The organism is Burkholderia sp. MR1-5-21, assembly GCF_053427715.1.
Genome location: NZ_JBSAXD010000007.1, coordinates 1 through 18541 on the forward strand (window position 1 = coordinate 1; position 18541 = coordinate 18541).

15 protein-coding genes are annotated in these 18541 nt (G+C 66.3%); 14 read left to right on the forward strand and 1 reads right to left on the reverse strand.

Translation table 11 applies throughout. The features are described from left to right. The 3 genes from ACV229_RS11630 to ACV229_RS11640 form a co-directional block, all read left to right on the forward strand. Positions 1-269, forward strand: a 269-nt coding sequence (locus ACV229_RS11630) for a hypothetical protein (RefSeq protein WP_448083282.1), incomplete at its 5' end; no start/stop codon positions are given. After that, entirely contained in the window at positions 266-2341 is a 2076-nt protein-coding gene (locus ACV229_RS11635) for a molybdopterin-containing oxidoreductase family protein (RefSeq protein WP_448083283.1), read from the forward strand. The genes ACV229_RS11630 and ACV229_RS11635, both read left to right, overlap by 4 nt. A 137-nt stretch (positions 2342-2478) precedes the next feature. Next, the gene (locus ACV229_RS11640; protein ID WP_448083284.1) at positions 2479-4152 is read left to right on the forward strand and encodes a long-chain-fatty-acid--CoA ligase; all 1674 of its coding nucleotides are present in this window, start codon (positions 2479-2481) and stop codon (positions 4150-4152) included. A 248-nt stretch (positions 4153-4400) separates the two neighbouring features. Here the strand turns inward: ACV229_RS11640 and ACV229_RS11645 are convergent, their stop codons facing one another. Continuing rightward, positions 4401-5558, reverse strand: coding sequence for a porin (locus ACV229_RS11645; RefSeq protein ID WP_448083285.1), 1158 nt, complete (start codon positions 5556-5558; stop codon positions 4401-4403). Between the two features lie 279 nt (positions 5559-5837). Between ACV229_RS11645 and coq7 the strand changes: the two genes are divergently transcribed. From coq7 to murG, 11 genes are all read left to right on the forward strand, one after another. Then, the gene (gene coq7 / locus ACV229_RS11650; RefSeq protein WP_448083286.1) at positions 5838-6464 is read left to right on the forward strand and encodes a 2-polyprenyl-3-methyl-6-methoxy-1,4-benzoquinone monooxygenase; all 627 of its coding nucleotides are present in this window, start codon (positions 5838-5840) and stop codon (positions 6462-6464) included. Between the two features lie 388 nt (positions 6465-6852). Continuing rightward, positions 6853-7281 carry a division/cell wall cluster transcriptional repressor MraZ gene (gene mraZ / locus ACV229_RS11655; RefSeq protein ID WP_006400450.1) on the forward strand — a complete coding sequence of 143 codons (429 nt, stop codon included), beginning with the start codon at positions 6853-6855 and terminating at the stop codon, positions 7279-7281. 23 nt (positions 7282-7304) lie between these two features. Further along, on the forward strand, positions 7305-8246 hold the full coding sequence (rsmH, locus tag ACV229_RS11660) for a 16S rRNA (cytosine(1402)-N(4))-methyltransferase RsmH (RefSeq protein WP_448083287.1): 942 nt from the start codon (positions 7305-7307) through the stop codon (positions 8244-8246). Next, a complete protein-coding gene (ftsL, locus tag ACV229_RS11665) occupies positions 8243-8587 on the forward strand; it encodes a cell division protein FtsL (protein ID WP_448083288.1) in 345 nt (114 codons plus the stop codon). Before rsmH ends, ftsL begins: the two co-directional genes overlap by 4 nt. Next, the gene (locus ACV229_RS11670) at positions 8584-10431 is read left to right on the forward strand and encodes a peptidoglycan D,D-transpeptidase FtsI family protein (RefSeq protein WP_448083289.1); all 1848 of its coding nucleotides are present in this window, start codon (positions 8584-8586) and stop codon (positions 10429-10431) included. Before ftsL ends, ACV229_RS11670 begins: the two co-directional genes overlap by 4 nt. Next, complete coding sequence (locus ACV229_RS11675) at positions 10428-11966, forward strand: UDP-N-acetylmuramoyl-L-alanyl-D-glutamate--2,6-diaminopimelate ligase (protein WP_448083290.1); 1539 nt, start codon at positions 10428-10430, stop codon at positions 11964-11966. Before ACV229_RS11670 ends, ACV229_RS11675 begins: the two co-directional genes overlap by 4 nt. Then, a complete protein-coding gene (locus tag ACV229_RS11680; RefSeq protein ID WP_448083291.1) occupies positions 11963-13369 on the forward strand; it encodes a UDP-N-acetylmuramoyl-tripeptide--D-alanyl-D-alanine ligase in 1407 nt (468 codons plus the stop codon). Before ACV229_RS11675 ends, ACV229_RS11680 begins: the two co-directional genes overlap by 4 nt. Positions 13370-13385: 16 nt before the next feature. Then, a complete protein-coding gene (mraY, locus tag ACV229_RS11685; RefSeq protein ID WP_448083292.1) occupies positions 13386-14555 on the forward strand; it encodes a phospho-N-acetylmuramoyl-pentapeptide-transferase in 1170 nt (389 codons plus the stop codon). A 28-nt stretch (positions 14556-14583) separates the two neighbouring features. Then, a complete protein-coding gene (gene murD / locus ACV229_RS11690; protein WP_448083293.1) occupies positions 14584-16095 on the forward strand; it encodes a UDP-N-acetylmuramoyl-L-alanine--D-glutamate ligase in 1512 nt (503 codons plus the stop codon). After that, positions 16092-17375, forward strand: coding sequence for a putative lipid II flippase FtsW (gene ftsW / locus ACV229_RS11695; protein ID WP_448083294.1), 1284 nt, complete (start codon positions 16092-16094; stop codon positions 17373-17375). Before murD ends, ftsW begins: the two co-directional genes overlap by 4 nt. Further along, positions 17372-18475, forward strand: a complete 1104-nt coding sequence (gene murG, locus ACV229_RS11700) for an undecaprenyldiphospho-muramoylpentapeptide beta-N-acetylglucosaminyltransferase (RefSeq protein WP_448083295.1) — start codon at positions 17372-17374, stop codon at positions 18473-18475. Before ftsW ends, murG begins: the two co-directional genes overlap by 4 nt. The last annotated feature ends 66 nt before the right edge of the window (positions 18476-18541 follow it).

An 18541-nucleotide genomic window follows, 5' to 3' on the forward strand; every position in this document is an offset into this window, starting at 1 on the left:
GAACGTCAGACTGCGTCGATACGAACGATCACTCGAATCCCTCCGTCAGCAATCGAGCGGAAACGACGCTCAATCCCTCCCATGTGACCGTTTCGCCGCTCCGTCGAGACGACGCTTCCCGCCGCATCAACCATCAAATCCCGGGCCGCAGCCTTTCCACCTTGCCGGCGAAAGCGCAAAGCGACCTCACGTCACAAAATAGGCACTTCAAATCGCACTGCCACCGTAAAATCCTCAAATCCCCCCAATATCCGCGTATAAAACGATGAATGCCCTCACACAGGTTGCCCGGGCTGTATGCCCTCATGACTGTCCGGATACGTGCGCGATGCGCGTGACTGTCGAGAATGGCAGGGCGGTCAAGGTTTCCGGTGATCCTGACCATCCGCCGACTCAGGGCGTGTTGTGCACGAAAGTCAGCCGCTACGCTGACCGGGTTCATCATCCCGAACGCCTGACCGTCCCGCTCAAGCGCATCGGCCCAAAAGGCGAGGGGCGCTTCGCGCCCATCAGCTGGAGTGAGGCGTTCGACGAAATCGGCCAACGCCTCGGTGAAATCGCCAAGCGCGCACCGGAGGCGATCGTGCCGTACAGCTATGCCGGCACGATGGGACTCGTACAGGGCGAGGGCATCGCCCAACGCTTCTTCCACAAGCTCGGCGCGTCCCGGCTCGAGCGTGCGATTTGCGCCGCGGCGGGGGCAGCGGGGTTGCGCTACACGTATGGGGGAAGCCTCGGGATGCACCTCGAATACTTCGAGGAGAGCGAGCTGATCCTGATCTGGGGCGCGAATCCGATCGCGTCCAGCCTCCATTTCTGGACGCGGGCGCAGGAGGCAAAGCGGCGCGGTGCGCATCTCGTCGCGATCGACCCGTATCGCTCGCTGACCGCGGAGAAGTGCCATCAGCACATCGCGTTGCGTCCCGGTACCGACGGCGCGTTCGCACTCGGCATGATGTATGTGCTGATCACCGAAAACCTGCTCGATCACGACTATATCGACCGCCATACGGTCGGATTCGACGCGTTGAAGACGCGCGCGATGTCCTATCCGCCCGAGCGTGTTGCGCAAATCTGCGGCATCGACGCATCGGTACTCGTCGACCTTGCGCGCCGTTACGGCGCGACTCGCAAGGCGTCGATCCGGCTGAACTACGGGATGCAGCGCGTGCGCGGCGGCGGCAACGCGGTGCGCGCGATCGCCAGCCTGCCCGCTCTGACGGGCGCATGGCGGGATCGGGCAGGCGGATTGCTGCTGTCGTCGTCCGAGTGGGCGCCGGTGAATCAGGCCGCGCTGCTGCGTCCCGACCTGATGCCGGGCTGGCCGCAGCAGCTGCCGCGCGTCATCAACATGAACGCGATCGGCGACGCGCTGCTGCATCCGGGCGACGCGGCGTTCGGGCCGAAAGTCGAGGCGGTGATCGTCTACAACTCGAATCCTGTCGCCGTCGCACCGGATTCGTCGAAGGTGGCTGCCGGGTTCGCACGTGACGACCTGTTCACCGTTGTTCTCGAGCATTTCAAGACAGATACCGTCGATTTCGCCGACATTGTGTTGCCGGCAACCACGCAGCTCGAGCACCTCGATGTCCACAAGTCCTACGGCCACACCTATGTGATGGCCAACCTTCCGTCGATCCCGCCGGTAGGCGACGCGCGGCCGAACACGGAGATTTTCAGGGGAATCGCGCGCAGCATGGGGCTGGAGGAGCCCGCGCTCTATCAGAGCGACGAAGAAGTCGCGCGCGCAGCGCTGCGCTGGGACGATCCGTCACTTGACAGCGACTGGGATACGCTGAAGCAGGCGGGATGGGTGAAGCTCAAGCTGCCCGACGCGCCGTTTGCAAATGGCGGCTTCCGGACGCCGTCCGGCAAATGCGAGTTCTACAGCGCGCGGCTGGCGGAGCTCGGGATGGATCCTGTTCCGGACTACCTGCCGCCGTTCGAGTCGGCCGAGGCTGCGCCGGATCTCGCCGAGCGTTATCCGCTCGCGATGATTTCGCCGCCGGCCCGGAATTTCCTGAACAGCACATTCGTGAACGTCGATAGCCTGCGCAACACGGAAGGCCAGCCCCATCTCGATATCCACCCGACCGATGCCTCGGTGCGAGGCATCTCGGACGGCGATCTCGTCCGCATCTTCAACGATCGCGGTTCGATGCAGGCGCGCGCCCGGATTACCGATCGCGCCCGCGCCGGGCTCGTGGTCGGCTTGTCGATCTGGTGGAAGAAATTGTCGCCGGACGGCCGAAACGCGAACGAAGTGACGAGCCAGGCGCTCACCGATCTGGGGAATTCGGTCACGTTCTACGACTGTTTGGTCGACGTAGCGCGCATTTGATGGAAGATCGGAGCAATGCTCCGATCGGTTCCTCCGGAAGTTCGAAGGGGGTGTCTAACCCTGTTGTCTCAAATCGAGCGAGCCGCTACGATGCGTTTTAGCACGACCATTCGAAAATATGTGAGGAGACGCGCAGTATGGACAAAATTTGGCTGAAATCGTACCCGAACGGCGTTCCAGCCGAAATTGACGCGTCTCCGTATCCTTCCGTCGCCGACCTGCTCGAAGAGAGTTTCAGCAAATACCGTGACCGGACGGCGTTCGTCTGCATGGGCAAGGCGATCACGTATGGCGAGCTGGATGCACTGTCGCGCCAGTTCGGCGCGTGGCTGCAGTCGCGCGGGCTGGCGCGGGGCGCCCGCGTCGCGATCATGATGCCGAACGTGCTGCAGTACCCCGTCGCGATTGCCGCAGTACTGCGCGCGGGCTATACGGTCGTCAACGTGAATCCGCTTTACACGCCGCGCGAGCTCGAGCACCAGCTCAAGGACAGCGGCGCCGAAGCCATCGTCATCCTCGAAAACTTCGCGTCGACGCTGCAGGCCGTCGTCGCCAATACGGCCATCAAGCATGTGGTTGTCGCGTCGATGGGCGACCTGCTGGGCCTCAAGGGCTGGCTCGTCAACTACGTCGTGCGCAACGTCAAGAAGATGGTGCCGGCGTGGCAGCTCCCGTCCTTCACGCGATTCAAGGCCGCGCTCTCGGAAGGCGCACGGCAGGCGTTCAAGCCGCAGAAGCTGGGCCCGAACGACGTCGCATTCCTGCAGTACACGGGCGGCACGACAGGCGTCGCGAAAGGGGCGACGCTGCTGCACCGTAACATCGTGTCGAACGTGCTGCAGGCGGAGGCCTGGCATCACCCCGCGCATGCGAAGTTTCCGGACGTGAAGCAGTTCGTGACCGTGGTCGCGCTGCCGCTTTACCACGTGTTCGCGTTGACCGTCTGCGGTTTCCTGACGATGCGCACCGGCGGCATGGGGATCCTGATTCCGAATCCGCGGGATATCGGCGGAATGATCAAGGAGCTGAAGGGTTACCAGATATCCACCGTTCCGGCCGTCAACACGCTCTACAACGCGCTGCTGAACCACCCGGATTTCGACCAGCTCGATCTCTCGAAGCTCGCGATCGCGAACGGCGGCGGCATGGCGATCCAGGAAAGCGTCGCGAAGCGCTGGTATGAAAAGACGCATACGGCGATCGTCGAAGGCTATGGGCTGTCGGAAACGTCTCCTGTCGCCACCTGCAATCCGGTGACCGCCACCGAATACAGCGGGACGATCGGGCTGCCGCTGCCGTCGACCGAAGTGTCGATTCGCGACGACGCCGGCAACGAAGTTCCGCTCGGCGAGCCGGGCGAGATCTGCATCCGCGGGCCGCAGGTGATGGCCGGTTACTGGAATCGCCCGGACGAAACCGCGAAGGTCATGTGTCCGGACGGCTTCTTCAAGACGGGCGACGTCGGCGTGATGGATACACGTGGCTACGTGAAGATCGTCGACCGGAAGAAGGACATGATCCTCGTGTCCGGCTTCAACGTGTATCCGAACGAGGTCGAGGACGTGGTGGCGTCGCATCCGGGCGTCTTCGAAGTGGCGGCGGTCGGCGTGCCGGACGAGCACTCGGGCGAAGCGGTGAAGCTGTTCATCGTGAAGAAGGATCCGGGGCTCACCGACAAGGACATCCTCGCGTACTGCAAGGAGCGCCTCACGGGGTACAAGCGGCCGAAGTTCGTCGAGTTCCGCACGGAATTGCCGAAGACGAACGTCGGCAAGATCCTGCGGCGGGAGCTGCGAGACGGACGCGCGTGACGACGCGACCGAACGGAAAGGCCCGGCGCTCGCCGGGCTTTTTTCATTTGTAGCCCTGCTTGCCGCATCCGCGGTGCGGCGTGCCGGTCGAGCCCGTCCGCCCCTCATCCCGCCTGGTCCGTCTTTTCGTCGATGCCGATGGGCGCGCCCCGGTCAGCAGGGTCCGCCCCGCCGGGATTCGCCGCGCCGGAAAAGAAAAAGGCGCCCGAAGGCGCCTTCAATGTACTGCGGCTTGTCAGACAAGCTGGTTAGAACTTGTGACGGATGCCGACGCGAGCCGCCACCTGGTTGCTGGTGGTCGACGGGTCGAGGCCGTTGATCGCTGCGGTTGCCTGGACGACGTTGCCCTTCGAGTCGAGCGCATTGCCCGACGCATGCTGGTACACGCCGATCACGTAGACGTCGGTACGCTTCGACAGGAAGTAGTCGACGCCCAGCGAGCCCTGGTGGTACTTGGCCGCCGATGCGTTGTCGATCTTGCTGCCTTGCGTGTAGTCGTATGCCGCGCCCAGGATCAGCGCCGGGGTCAGCTGATACTTGAAGTTGATTTCGCCGTTGTTGAACGTCGCGGTCTGGCCGACGAACGGGCCGACGCTGAAGCTCTTGAACTTCGTGTTCGAGTACGTCGCGCCGATCGTCGCTGCGCCGAACGTGTATGCGCCGCCTGCACCGATGACCTGGTACGTGTTCGCGCTGTTCGCGTACGCGCCGTAGACCGGCGTCGTGACGGCAGTGGCAGCAGCGCTCGAGCCGTTGTTGAACATGCCGCCGAAGTTCGCCGGCGTGCGTGCGTTCAGGTAGCCGACGCCGAGAACCAGCGGGCCGTTGTTGTAGCCTGCGCCGAGCGACCAGACCTGGTTCTTCGCGAACTGGCCGGCTTGCCCGCCGAAGCTGTACAGGCCGCCGAACGAGAAGCCGTTGTAGGTCGGGCTCGTGTACTTGATCGCGTTGTTCACGCGGTACGCGTTGTTGAAGTTGTCGACGTCGCCCGGGTGTGCGGCGATGTAGCCGCCCCACTGGTCGCCCGCCTCGAGCGGACCGACGAAGTCGACGACGGAGTCGTACTGGCGGCCCAGCGTGACCGTACCGAAGTTGCTCGACAGGCCGACGTAGGCCTGACGGCCGAACTCGAGGCCGCCCTGGCCGAGCGCGCCGTTGTTCACGTTGAAGCCGTTCTCGAGCACGAAGACCGCCTTCAGGCCACCGCCGAGATCTTCCGTGCCGCGCATGCCCCAGCGGCTGCCTTGCAACACGCCGCTCGCCAGACCGTACAGGTGGCCGCCCTTCGCGTTGTTGTTGAAGATGAAGCCTTCATCGATGATGCCGTAAAGCGTCACGCTGCTTTGCGCATGGGCTGCGCCAGCGAACGCGCCCAGCGCGACGAGCGCGAGAAGCGACTTTTTCATTAACGGATCTCCAAGAATCACTGAATTTTTTGTGGCGGGGCAAATAGTTATGTTCTGTCGGCAATCCCCGCTTCAACTTCGCATGAAGTCGGACGTAATGTAGCGCAAGGACTTTTTGCAACAAAGCGAAACGCCGCGACCCAAGGCCGGCATGTTTCCTTTATGCAACAATGGTTAAAATCACGGGTTAACCGCAATTTCCGCTGAAGAATCAAGTCGGTTACGCAGCGGACACGTGCTTTCGCCGTGCGCGGATGCACACGCAGCCAGGAGAACAGGATGGTGTTGGATGAACTGATCAGCGAATTCGATCGCGGCCTGCGGTCGCTGTCGGGAGTGAACCGGATGAGCCGCCCCGTGCCTGCGCCGGCCGAGCCGCCGACCGCCGAGCTGACGCCGGCGGAGCGCACGCATGCGGCCGGGCTGATGCGCGTGAACCATGTCGGCGAGATCTGCGCGCAGGCGCTTTACCAGGCGCAGAAGCTGACGGCGCGCTCGCCGGCCGCGAAGGTGATGTTCGAGGAGGCGGCACGCGAAGAGGAGGACCACCTCGCGTGGACCGCCCACCGGCTCAAGGAGCTCGATTCGCGTCCGAGCCTGCTGAACCCGCTGTGGTACGCGGGGGCGCTCGCGATCGGCGTCGCGGCCGGCACGCTGGGCGACAAGGTCAGCCTCGGCTTCATGGCCGAGACGGAACGCCAGGTCGAAAGCCATCTGGACGGACACATGTCGGACCTGCCGGCCGCGGACACGGCGTCACGCGCGATCGTCGAGCAGATGCGTGCCGACGAGGTGAAGCACGGCAAGGCCGCGACCGACGCGGGCGGCATCGAACTGCCGCTGCCCGCGCGGATGCTGATGCGCGCCGCGTCGAAAGTCATGACGAGCACTGCGTACTATCTGTGACGAAATCCGTGGGGCGGCGACGTGTGCCGCCCCACGATCGAGCCTGCCGATACAGCCCGCTTTTTCCGCGTTTTCCCGCCCCCGAAAGCCCCGTCCGCACGCCCATCTGGCCCGTCTTGCTCACGTATCACCTTCACAAGTTGCACTAGCTCATTCATTTATAACGGTTTTTAGAATAAGGGGGCGCATGAGCATGTGCGCGTAAGTCCTTGTTCTAACTAACAAAATTCGTCAAAAAACCGGGCCGCTCCCTTGACCATGCCAAACCCTTCCTCTAAAGTGGGAGACAGTGTGAGAAAGTGTATTTTTGTGTGATTTGGCAGGCTATTCCGGCTAAATTCTCAGCATTGGGCGGGTGCTTCGGTGCCCTGAACGGGGAGAGCGGAAAGTGTTCCAAGGGGCGTCAGCGCTGACGCTCGATGCGAAAGGGCGGATGTCGGTGCCGGCTCGCTATCGCGAAGCGCTGCAAGGACAGGCAGAAGGACGGGTGACTGTGACCAAGCACCCGGACGGCTGCCTGTTGCTGTTTCCGCGCCCCGAATGGGAGGTGTTCCGCGCCAAGATCGCCGCGCTTCCGATGGATGCGCACTGGTGGCGGCGGATTTTTCTCGGCAATGCGATGGATGTCGATCTCGACAGCGCGGGCCGGATTCTCGTATCGCCCGAGCTGCGCATGGCAGCCGGGCTTGAAAAGGAAGTCATGTTGTTGGGAATGGGTAGTCACTTCGAGCTGTGGGATTCGCAGACCTACATCGCGAAGGAGCAGGCAGCGATGGCGCAGGGCATGCCCGATGCGCTGAAGAACTTCACGTTCTGATTGCGGTGACGGAGACGCCCGCGATGGGAAACGAATTGCAGCATCAGACGGTGCTGTTGGACGAAGCGGTCGAAGCGCTCGTGACGCGGCCGGACGGTATCTATGTCGACGGCACGTTCGGGCGCGGCGGTCACAGCCGCGCGGTGCTCGCGCGGCTCGGGGCGGCCGGGCGGCTGATCGCGTTCGACAAGGATCCGCGTGCGATCGAGACCGCGCAGCGCATCGAGGATGCGCGCTTCTCGATCGTGCATGACAGCTTTGCGTCGATGCGGGGTGCGCTGACGGCGCGCGGCATCGACAAGGTGTCGGGTGTGTTGCTGGACCTGGGCGTGTCCTCGCCGCAGGTGGACGATCCGGAGCGAGGCTTCAGCTTCCGCGCGGACGGCCCGCTGGACATGAGGATGGACCCGACGCGCGGCGAGTCGGCGGCCGAATGGCTGGCGCGGGCGTCGCTGCAGGAACTGACGGAGGTGATACGGGATTATGGGGAAGAACGGTTTGCTTTTCAGATTGCAAAGGCGCTTGTTGCTCGCCGGGCAGAGTCCGACCGTCTTGGGCCTCTCGACACCACGGGCGAGCTTGCCCAAATCGTGGGTCACGTCGTCAAAACCCGTGAGAAGGGCAAGGATCCGGCAACCCGCACCTTTCAGGCTATACGGATTCACGTCAATCAAGAGCTTGCGGACCTGCAAGTCGTACTAGACGCGGCTTTGTCGTTGTTGGAGCAAGGGGGGCGGCTGGTGGTCATCAGCTTTCATTCACTCGAGGACCGGATCGTCAAGCGATTCATGCAGGCGCACGCCAGTGCGCCTGCGGTCGATCGTCGCCTGCCGATCCGCGCCGTCGATCTCCCGAGCCCCCCGCTCAAGATAATCGGCCGTAAATTCCCGAGCGATGCGGAAGTGGCAGCGAATCCGCGTGCCCGGTCGGCGGTGATGCGCATCGCGGAGCGCGTCGCGCCATGAGCCGCTTCAATATCTTTCTGCTGATCATCGTGATGGGCTGCGCGCTGTCGGTCGTCAATTCGACGAACCAGCAGCGCCAGATCTTCATCCAGCTGCAGCGCGCGCAGTCGCAGGAGCATCAGCTCCAGCAGGACTACGCGCAGCTCCAGTATCAGCAGAGCGCGCTGTCGAAGACGTCACGCATCGAGCAGCTCGCGAACGATTCGCTGAAGATGCAGCCGATCGCGACCGGCCGCACGCAATATCTGACGCTGCCGCCGGGCGCCGCAAAGGCGATCGACGCGCCGATCCCCGCATCGGCCGACGTCGCGCCGGGCAAGGGCAAGGGAGGCGCGCGATGAAACCGTCGCAGAAGCAGCAGAACGTCAAGTTCTCGTCGAGCCCCGTGCTGGGCGTGCATCTGCCGATGTGGCGCTCGAAGCTCGTCGTGTTCATGCTGTTCATGGCGTTCGTCGCGCTGGCCGCGCGGGCGTTCTGGATCCAGGGGCCCGGCAACGCGTTCTATCAGAAGCAGGGCGAAAGCCGCTACCAGCGCACGATCGAGCTGCCGGCGACGCGCGGCAAGATTCTCGACCGTAACGGGCTTGTGCTCGCGACGAGCCTGCCCGTGCGCGCGATCTGGGCGATTCCCGACGCGGTGCCCGACGACCTCGGCGCCGACAAGATCGACCAGCTCGGCAAGCTGCTCGGCATGACGCAGAAAGAGCTGCGCGCGAAGCTGTCGGAGGACAAGGGTTTCGTCTACGTGAAGCGCCAGGTGCCGATCGACGTCGCCGACAAGGTCGCGGCGCTCGACATCCCGGGCATTTACCAGCGCAACGAGTACAAGCGCTTTTATCCGGAAGGCGAGATCACCGCGCACCTGATCGGTTTCACGAACGTCGAGGACGAGGGCCAGGAAGGCGTCGAGCTGGGCGACCAGAAGATGCTGTCCGGCACGCCCGGCGTGCGTCGCGTGATCAAGGACCGGATGGGCCACATCGTCGAGGACGTCGCCGAGCAACTGCCGCCGCACAACGGCACGGATGTCGGCCTGTCGATCGACAGCAAGATCCAGTACATCGCGTACGCGAACCTGAAAGCCGCCGTCGAGAAGTTCAAGGCGAAGGCCGGCGCGGCGATGGTCGTCGACGTGCGCACCGGCGAGGTGCTCGCGCTCGTCAACTATCCGACGTACAACCCGAACGACCGTTCGCACCTGACGGGCGAGCAGCTGCGCAACCGGATCCTGACGGACGTGTTCGAGCCGGGCTCGATCATGAAGCCGTTTACGGTTTCGCTCGCGCTCGACCTGCATCGCGTGACGCCGAACACGCTCGTCGAGACCGGCAACGGCCATTTCGTGCTGGACGGCGCGCCGATCACCGACGACTCGGGCTTCGGCACGCTGACGGTCGGCGGCGTGATCCAGAAATCGAGCAACATCGGCGCGACGAAGATCGCGATGACGATGAAGCCCGAGGAAATGTGGAATATGTATACGAGCATCGGTCTCGGCCAGCCGCCGAAGGTCGGCTTCCCGGGCGCGGCGGCGGGCCGTCTGCGGCCGTGGAAGAGCTGGCGCCGGATCGAGCAGGCGACGATGTCGTACGGCTACGGGCTGTCCGTGTCGCTGTTCCAGCTGGCGCGCGCGTACACCGCGATCGCGCATGACGGCGAGATGATGCCCGTGTCGATCTTCAAGACCGATCCGACGCAGCCGATCGTCGGCCAGCAGATCTTCTCGCCGACCACCGCGCGCGAAGTGCGCGCGATGCTCGAAACGGTGGTGGCGCCGGGCGGCACGTCGCCTGACGCCGCGGTGCCCGGCTATCGCGTCGGCGGCAAGAGCGGTACCGCCTACAAGCACGAAGGCCACGGCTATACGCGCAAGTACCGTGCGTCGTTCGTCGGGATGGCGCCGATGCCGAATCCGCGCATCGTGGTCGCGGTGTCGGTCGACGAGCCGACGGCGGGCAGCCACTTCGGCGGGCAGGTGTCGGGGCCGGTATTCTCGGCGATCGCGGGCGACGCGATGCGCGCGCTGAACGTGCCGCCGAACATGCCGGTCAAGCAGCTCGTCGTGTCCGACGACGCCGCTTCCGCGCCTGTCGCGGCCGGACCGCAAAAGCTGGCCGCAGGGGCCGGCGCGAAGCATATGATCGTGTCCAGCACGACACGCAATTCTCCTGGAGTCATTCGATGAGCGCCGCTCGCAGTTCTCATCCGGCGCACCAGCAGATCGCAGCCGCGCTTGCGTGGCTGCGTCAGCATGTGGCCCCCACGGCGCAACTGCATGCGGATACGCGCAGCCTCAACGCAGGCGACGTGTTTCTCGCATACGCGGTCGACGGGGCCGACAACCGCGCGTTCATTTCCGATGCCGTCGCACGCGGCGCCGCCGCCGTGCTGTATCAGCCGGACGGCCTTGCCGCCGCGCCCGCCGCACCGCTCGCACTGGCCGTGCCGGCGCTCAACGAGCTGGCCGGCGACATTGCCAGCGGCTGGTACGGCGATCCGAGCGACAGCCTGCTCGCCATCGGCGTGACCGGCACGAACGGCAAGACGTCCTGCACGCAGTGGATCGCTGCTGCGCTGACGGCGCTGCATCAGCCATGCGCGGTGATCGGCACGCTCGGCAGCGGGATGCCGGGCCAGCTCGTGCCGACCGGTTTCACGACACCCGACGCGCCGCAGCTGCAGCGCAGCCTCGCGCAGCTGCGCGACGCGGGCGCGAAGGCAGTCGCCATGGAAGTGTCGTCGCACGCGCTGCACCAGGGGCGCGCGAATGGCACCGCGTTCGACATCGCCGTTTTCACGAATCTCACGCAGGACCATCTCGACTATCACGGCACGTTCGACGCGTACGAAGCCGCGAAGGCAAAACTGTTCGCGTGGCGCGGGCTGCGTGCGGCGGTCGTAAATCGTGACGACGCGGCCGGTCGGCGGCTGCTCGAGAAGCTGTCCGGCGGCGTGCGCACGATCGCGTACGGAATCGGCGACGCGCCGGCGACGGGCGCGGATCAAGCGCTGACGGCGCTCGACGTGCGCGCAACCGCGACGGGTACCGCGTTCCGCCTGCATTCGTCGTGGGGCGACGCGGACGTCGAGGTCGGCACGCTCGGCACGTTCAACGTGAGCAACCTGCTCGCGGTGCTCGGCACGCTGCTCGCGGCCGACGTGCCGTTCGACGCGGCGCTTGCCGAGATTGCGCGGCTCGAATCGGTCAACGGCCGGATGCAGCGCCTCGGCGGCCGCATGCAGAACGACGAGCCGCTCGTCGTGATCGACTACGCGCACACGCCCGACGCGCTCGAAAAGACGCTCGACGCGCTGCGCCCGATCGCCACCGCGCGCGGCGGCGCGCTCGTCTGCATGTTCGGCTGCGGCGGCGATCGCGACGCGACGAAGCGCCCGCTGATGGGCGCGATCGCCGAGCGGCTTGGCGATGAGGTCGTCGTCACGAGCGACAATCCGCGCAGCGAGGATCCGCAGCGCATCATCGACCAGATCGTCGCCGGCATGACCACGCCCGCGAAGGCCCGCCGCGTCGAGGATCGCGCGAGCGCGATCCTGCAGGCGGTGCGCGGCGCGGCGCGCGAGGACGTCGTCGTGCTGGCCGGCAAGGGGCACGAGGCAACGCAGGAAATCATGGGCAAGAAGCGCGCGTTCTCCGACCAGGATCACGCGCGCCTCGCGCTCGCGGCGCGCGCGACGCACGGCAAGGGAGGCGGCGAATGACGATGCTGACCCTCGGCGAAGCCGCCCGCCTGATTCCCGGCGCGACCGTCCACGGCGACGCCGGCGCGACGTTCGAGCGCGTGTCGACCGACAGCCGCACGGCCGGTCCGGGCGACCTGTTCATTGCGCTGAAAGGGGAGCGCTTCGACGCACACGATTTTGTCGGCGACGTGGCGGCGCGCGGCGCGGCCGCGGCACTCGTGTCGCGCAGCGTGGCCGGCGTCGCGATGCCGACGATCGAGGCCGCCGACACGCGCACGGCGCTCGGCGCGCTCGCACACGGCTGGCGCAAGCGATTCGCGTTGCCGGTCGTCGCGGTGACGGGCAGCAACGGCAAGACGACGGTCAAGGAAATGATCGCGTCGATTTTCGCCGCCGCGGTTGGCGCCGATGCGCGTCTCGCGACGGCCGGCAATCTCAACAACGACATCGGCCTGCCGTTGACGCTGCTACGCCTGAACGCCGCGCACCGGCTCGCCGTGATCGAGCTCGGGATGAACCATCCGGGCGAGACGGATATCCTCGCGCGCCTGACGGCGCCGACGGTCGCGCTCGTCAACAACGCGCAGCGCGAGCACCAGGAATTCATGGCGACGGTCGAAGCCGTCGCGCTCGAGCATGCGGCCGTGATCCACGCGCTGGCGCCGGACGGCGTTGCGGTGTTCCCGGCCGACGACGCGTATGCGGGCATCTGGCGCGTCGCGGCAACCGGGAACCGGATCATGGACTTCGCGCTCCATGACACCGGGCGGCAGATTGACGCGCAGGTGACGGGCCGTCTGCACGGCGGCGAGCTCGCGATCGACACGCCCGCCGGGCGCATCGACGTGCGGCTGCGCGCGCTCGGCGAGCACAACGCGCGCAACGCGCTGGCGGCCACGGCCGCGGCGCTGGCCGCCGGCGTGCCGCTGCCGGCGATCAAGCAGGGGCTGGAAGCGTTCGAGCCGGTCAAGGGCCGTCTGCAGGTCCGGCAGGCGAGCGTCGGCAGTCTTGCGGGCGCGACGCTCGTCGACGACACCTACAACGCGAACCCCGACTCGATGCGCGCGGCGATCGACGTGCTCGCGGCGCAACCGGCGCCGCGCGTGCTGGTGATCGGCGACATGGGCGAGGTCGGCGACGAAGGTCCGGCGTTCCATCGCGAGGTGGGCGCGTACGCGCGCGAGCGCGGCATCGATGCGCTGTTCGCGCTCGGCGACGCGTCGCGCGATGCGTGCGCCGCGTACGGCGAAGCGGCCCGCCATTTCGGCGACGTCGCGGCGCTTGCCGCCGCGCTGCTCGCGGCGGGCTACGGCGCACAGGCGACGGTGCTCGTGAAGGGCTCGCGGTACATGAATATGGAGCGCGTGGTCGACGCGCTGACGAATCAACCCGCGGCGGGCACGGCGCCCGCCGCACACTGAGTAGAAGGAAGGAAGCATGCTGCTGGCGCTGGCGCAATGGCTGCAGGGCGACGCAAGCTTTTTGCGCTTGTTCACGTACCTGACGTTCCGTGCGGTGATGGCCACCATCACCGCGCTCGGGATCGGGCTCGTGTGCGGACCGTGGGTGATCCGCAAGCTGACTCAAATGAAGGTCGGGCAGGCCGTGCGCAAGGACGGCCCGCAGACGCACCTCGTCAAATCCGGCACGCCGACGATGGGTGGCGTGCTGATCCTGATCGGCATCGCGGTCGCGACGCTGCTGTGGGGCGACCTGACGAACCGCTTCATCTGGATCGTGATGCTCGTCACGTTCGGCTTCGGCGTGATCGGCTGGGTCGATGATTACCGGAAGGTCGTCTACAAGGATCCGCGCGGGATGTCCTCGCGCGAGAAGTATTTCTGGCAGTCGGTGATCGGCCTGTTCGCGGCCGTCTATCTCGCGTTCAGCGTGTCCGAGGCGAGCAACGTGCGCGTGTTCGACCTGTTCATGGCGTGGGTGCGCAGCGGCCTGTCGATGGGGCTGCCGGCGCGTGCCGACCTGATGCTGCCGTTCCTGAAGTCGATCAGCTACCCGCTCGGCGTCTGGGGCTTCATCGTGCTGACCTACTTCGTGATCGTCGGGGCGAGCAACGCGGTGAACCTGACCGACGGCCTCGACGGCCTCGTGATCATGCCGGTCGTGCTGGTCGGCGCGTCGCTGGGTGTGTTCGCGTACGTGATGGGCAGCGCAGTCTATTCAAAATACCTGCTGTTCCCGCACATCCCGGGTGCGGGCGAACTGCTGATCTTCTGTTCCGCGATGGGCGGGGCAGGGCTCGCGTTCCTCTGGTACAACACGCACCCCGCGCAGGTGTTCATGGGCGACGTCGGCGCGCTGGCCCTCGGCGGCGCGCTCGGCACGGTCGCGGTGATCGTGCGCCAGGAAATCGTGCTGTTCATCATGGGCGGCATCTTCGTCGCGGAAACGCTGTCGGTGATGCTGCAGGTCTCGTGGTTCAAGTACACGAAGAAGCGCTACGGCGAAGGACGGCGCCTCCTGAAGATGGCGCCGCTGCACCACCATTTCGAATTGTCCGGCTGGAAGGAAACGCAGGTCGTGGTGCGTTTCTGGATCATCACGCTGATGCTGTGCCTGTTCGGTCTGACCACCCTCAAGTTGCGGTAAAGGAAAGGTAACAAGGATGTCTGGCGAGATGTTTGGAGATCGGCAGCGGCCGATGGTGCTGGTGCTGGGGCTCGGCGAATCGGGCCTCGCGATCGCGCGTTGGTGCGCGAGGCACGGGTGCCGGCTGCGCATTGCCGATACCCGCGAGGCGCCGCCGAACCTTGCCGCGCTGCAGGCTGAAGGCATCGATGCGGAATTCGTCGGCGGGCCGTTTTCGCCCGCGCTGCTCGACGGCGGCGTCGAGATCGTCGGGCTGAGCCCCGGCCTGTCGCCGCTCGAGCCGGAACTCGCTGCGCTGATCGCGGCGGCGCACGAGCGCGGCATCGCGGTGTGGGGCGAGCTCGAATTCTTCGCGCAGGCGCTACGCGCGCTCGGCGCGAGCGGCTACCAGCCGAAGGTGCTCGCGATCACGGGCACGAACGGCAAGACCACGACCACGAGCCTCACGGGCCTGTTGTGCGAACGCGCGGGCAAGAAGGTCGGCGTCGCGGGCAACATCAGCCCGGCGATGCTCGACCGCCTTGCCGCCGCAATCGACGCGACCGCGCTGCCGGACGTCTGGGTGCTCGAACTGTCGAGCTTCCAGCTCGAAACCGCGCGCACGTTCGCGCCGGATGCGGCCGCGATCCTCAACATCACGCAGGATCACCTCGACTGGCACGGCAGCTTCGACGCCTATGCGACGGCAAAGGGCCGGATCTTCGGTGCGACGACGACGCGCGTGCTGAACCGCGACGACGCGGCGGTGATGAAGTTCGCACCGGCCGCGGGCGCGGCCGATGCGCCGCGCACGGTCACGTTCGGCCTGAACGAGCCCGTGCATGACGGCGATTACGGGCTGTCGCGCGACAACGGGATCGCATGGCTCGTCGAGGCGGTCGATCGCGACGCCGCCGACCAGCCGGCGACGGGCCGGCGTCGCAAGCGCGATGCCGCGCATACGCCGGACATCGCGCCGAAGCGCCTGATGCCCGCCGACGCGCTGCGCATTCGCGGCCTGCACAACGCGGCGAACGCGCTGGCCGCGTTCGCGCTCGCCCGCGCGATCGACCTGCCGGCCGCGCCGCTGCTGCACGGGCTGCGCGAGTATCGCGGCGAAGCGCATCGCGTCGAAGTGATCGCGACGATCGACGACGTCGACTACGTTGACGACAGCAAGGGAACCAACGTCGGCGCGACGGTTGCCGCGCTCGACGGCCTCGCGCAGAAGATCGTGCTGATCGCGGGCGGCGACGGCAAGGGCCAGGACTTCGCGCCGCTCGTCGCGCCGGTCGCGCGCTGGTGCCGCGCGGTGATGCTGATCGGCCGCGACGCGCCGGCGATCCGCGACACGCTCGCGGAAACGGGCGTGCTGCTTGCCGATCACACGACGCTCGAGGATGCGGTGCGCGCGGCGGCCGACCTCGCGGAGCCGGGCGACGCGGTACTGTTGTCGCCCGCGTGCGCGAGCCTCGACATGTTCAGGAACTACGCCCACCGCGCCGACGTGTTCCGCGCGGCCGTGGACGAAATCGCCATCGGCAAAGGAGCGACGCCATGAGCTGGTCGGATCGCCTCGTCTCCCGCTTCAACGACCGGCGCGACGCCGGCGGCAATGCTGCCGGCGGCCGTGTCGCATCGGCCACGCGCGCCGCGACGGGCGGCCTCGCGAGCGTCGTCAACGGCGTGCGGCCGAGCCGGTCGCGGATGCTCGACTTCGACTATTCGCTGCTGTGGGTCGCGATCGCGCTGCTCGGGCTCGGCGTCGTGATGGTGTATTCGGCGTCGATCGCGATGCCCGATTCGCCGAAATACGCGTCGTATCACGATTACGCGTTCCTGATGCGCCACTGCGTGTCGCTCGTCGTCGCGTTCATCGCGGCGGTGATCGCGTTCCGCGTGCCGGTGTCGACGTGGGACAAGTACGCGCCGCACCTCTTCCTGATCGCGCTCGTCGGCCTCGTGATCGTGCTGATTCCGCATGTCGGCAAGGGCGTGAACGGTGCGCGCCGCTGGATTCCGCTCGGCATCACGAACATGCAGCCGTCGGAAATCATGAAGCTCGCGGTGACGATCTACGCGGCGAACTACACGGTGCGCAAGCAGGAGTACATGCAGAGCTTCGCGAAGGGCTTCCTGCCGATGGCGTTCGCGGTCGGCCTCGTCGGCGCGCTGCTGCTGCTCGAGCCTGACATGGGCGCGTTCATGGTGGTCGCGGCGATCGCGATGGGCGTGCTGTTCCTCGGCGGCGTGAACGGCAAGCTGTTCGGCGGCCTCGTCGCGACGGCGGTCGGCACGTTCACGATGCTCGTCTGGCTGTCGCCGTGGCGTCGCGAGCGGATCTTCGCGTACCTCGATCCGTGGGACGAGCGCTATGCACAGGGCAAGGCCTACCAGCTCACGCACTCGCTGATCGCGTTCGGCCGCGGCGAATGGTTCGGCGTCGGCCTCGGCGGCAGCGTCGAGAAGCTGAACTACCTGCCCGAAGCGCATACCGACTTCATCCTCGCGGTGATCGGCGAGGAACTCGGCTTCGTCGGCGTGATGGTCGTGATCCTGCTGTTCTACTGGATCGTGCGCCGCGCATTCGAGATCGGCCGTCAGGCGCTTGCGCTCGACCGTACGTTCGCCGGGCTGATGGCGAAGGGCATCGGCATCTGGTTCGGCGCGCAGACGTTCATCAACATGGGCGTGAACCTCGGCCTGCTGCCGACCAAGGGTCTGACGCTGCCGCTCGTGAGCTACGGCGGCTCGGGCATCCTGCTGAACTGCGTCGCACTCGCGGTGCTGCTGCGGGTCGATTACGAGAACCGGGTGCTGATGCGCGGAGGGAAGGTATGACCGCGGCACGACGCACGCTGATGGTGATGGCAGGCGGCACCGGGGGCCACGTGTTCCCGGGGCTCGCGGTCGCGCACCGGATGGAAGCGGCGGGCTGGCGCGTCGTATGGCTCGGCAATCCGGCCGGGATGGAAGCGACGCTCGTGCCGAAGCACGGGATTCCGATGGAATACGTGCGGTTCGGCGGCGTGCGCGGCAAGGGTCTGAAGACCAAGCTGTCGCTGCCGTTCAACCTGCTGCGCGCATGCTGGCAGAGCCTCGGTGCGCTGCGCCGCGTGCGGCCGGACGTCGTGCTCGGGATGGGCGGCTACATCACGTTCCCGGCGGGCGTGATGACGGCGCTGTCGGGCCGTCCGCTCGTGCTGCACGAACAGAATTCGATTGCGGGCCTCGCGAACAAGATCCTCGCGAAGCTCGCGAAACGCGTGCTCGTCGCGTTCCCGGACGCGCTTCCGCACGCCGAATGGACGGGCAATCCGATCCGCGCGGAACTTGCGCGCACGGAACCGCCCAAAGCACGCTATGCGGCGCGCAGCGGCCCGCTGAACGTGCTGGTCGTCGGCGGCAGCCTCGGCGCCACCGCGCTGAACGAAGTCGTGCCGCGCGCGCTCGCGATGCTGGCGCCGGGCGAGCGTCCGCGCATCGTGCATCAGGCGGGCGCGAAGCACATCGACGCACTGAAGGCGAACTACGAGGCCGCCGGTCTCGCGTACGGGAGCGACGTGCAGCTCATGCCGTTCATCGACGACATGGCGGCGGCGTATGCTGCGGCGGATCTCGTGATCTGCCGGTCGGGCGCGATGACGGTATCGGAGATCGCGGCGGTGGGCGTGGCGGCGCTGTTCGTGCCGTTCCCGTATGCCGTCGACGATCACCAGACGACCAACGCCGAATTTCTCGCCGAGGCGGGCGCTGCGGTGCTGGTGCAACAACGCGACCTGTCGGCCGAGCTGCTCGCCGACTGGTTGCGCGGCCAGTCGCGGGCGTCGCTCGCGGACATGGCAGAGCGTTCGCGCTCGCTGGCGAAGCCGGATGCCACCGATGAAGTCGCGCGCGTTTGCGCGAAGGTGGCCGGCGCGAACCTGGAAAAACTTAAATGAAACAACCCCCACGCTCACTTCGTTCGCTGCCCCCCGAGGGGGCGGTCAGCCTCCTTGGGGCGGCCC

What these genes read in the sequence shown, in the direction of transcription:
- ACV229_RS11635 (WP_448083283.1), top strand. Translation starts at nt 266, where the DNA reads ATGAATGCCCTCACACAGGTTGCCCGGGCTGTATGCCCTCATGACTGT.
- ACV229_RS11640 (WP_448083284.1), top strand. Translation starts at nt 2,479, where the DNA reads ATGGACAAAATTTGGCTGAAATCGTACCCGAACGGCGTTCCAGCCGAA.
- ACV229_RS11645 (WP_448083285.1), bottom strand. Translation starts at nt 5,558, where the DNA reads ATGAAAAAGTCGCTTCTCGCGCTCGTCGCGCTGGGCGCGTTCGCTGGC.
- coq7 (WP_448083286.1), top strand. Translation starts at nt 5,838, where the DNA reads ATGGTGTTGGATGAACTGATCAGCGAATTCGATCGCGGCCTGCGGTCG.
- rsmH (WP_448083287.1), top strand. Translation starts at nt 7,305, where the DNA reads ATGGGAAACGAATTGCAGCATCAGACGGTGCTGTTGGACGAAGCGGTC.
- ftsL (WP_448083288.1), top strand. Translation starts at nt 8,243, where the DNA reads ATGAGCCGCTTCAATATCTTTCTGCTGATCATCGTGATGGGCTGCGCG.
- ACV229_RS11670 (WP_448083289.1), top strand. Translation starts at nt 8,584, where the DNA reads ATGAAACCGTCGCAGAAGCAGCAGAACGTCAAGTTCTCGTCGAGCCCC.
- ACV229_RS11675 (WP_448083290.1), top strand. Translation starts at nt 10,428, where the DNA reads ATGAGCGCCGCTCGCAGTTCTCATCCGGCGCACCAGCAGATCGCAGCC.
- ACV229_RS11680 (WP_448083291.1), top strand. Translation starts at nt 11,963, where the DNA reads ATGACGATGCTGACCCTCGGCGAAGCCGCCCGCCTGATTCCCGGCGCG.
- mraY (WP_448083292.1), top strand. Translation starts at nt 13,386, where the DNA reads ATGCTGCTGGCGCTGGCGCAATGGCTGCAGGGCGACGCAAGCTTTTTG.
- murD (WP_448083293.1), top strand. Translation starts at nt 14,584, where the DNA reads ATGTTTGGAGATCGGCAGCGGCCGATGGTGCTGGTGCTGGGGCTCGGC.
- ftsW (WP_448083294.1), top strand. Translation starts at nt 16,092, where the DNA reads ATGAGCTGGTCGGATCGCCTCGTCTCCCGCTTCAACGACCGGCGCGAC.
- murG (WP_448083295.1), top strand. Translation starts at nt 17,372, where the DNA reads ATGACCGCGGCACGACGCACGCTGATGGTGATGGCAGGCGGCACCGGG.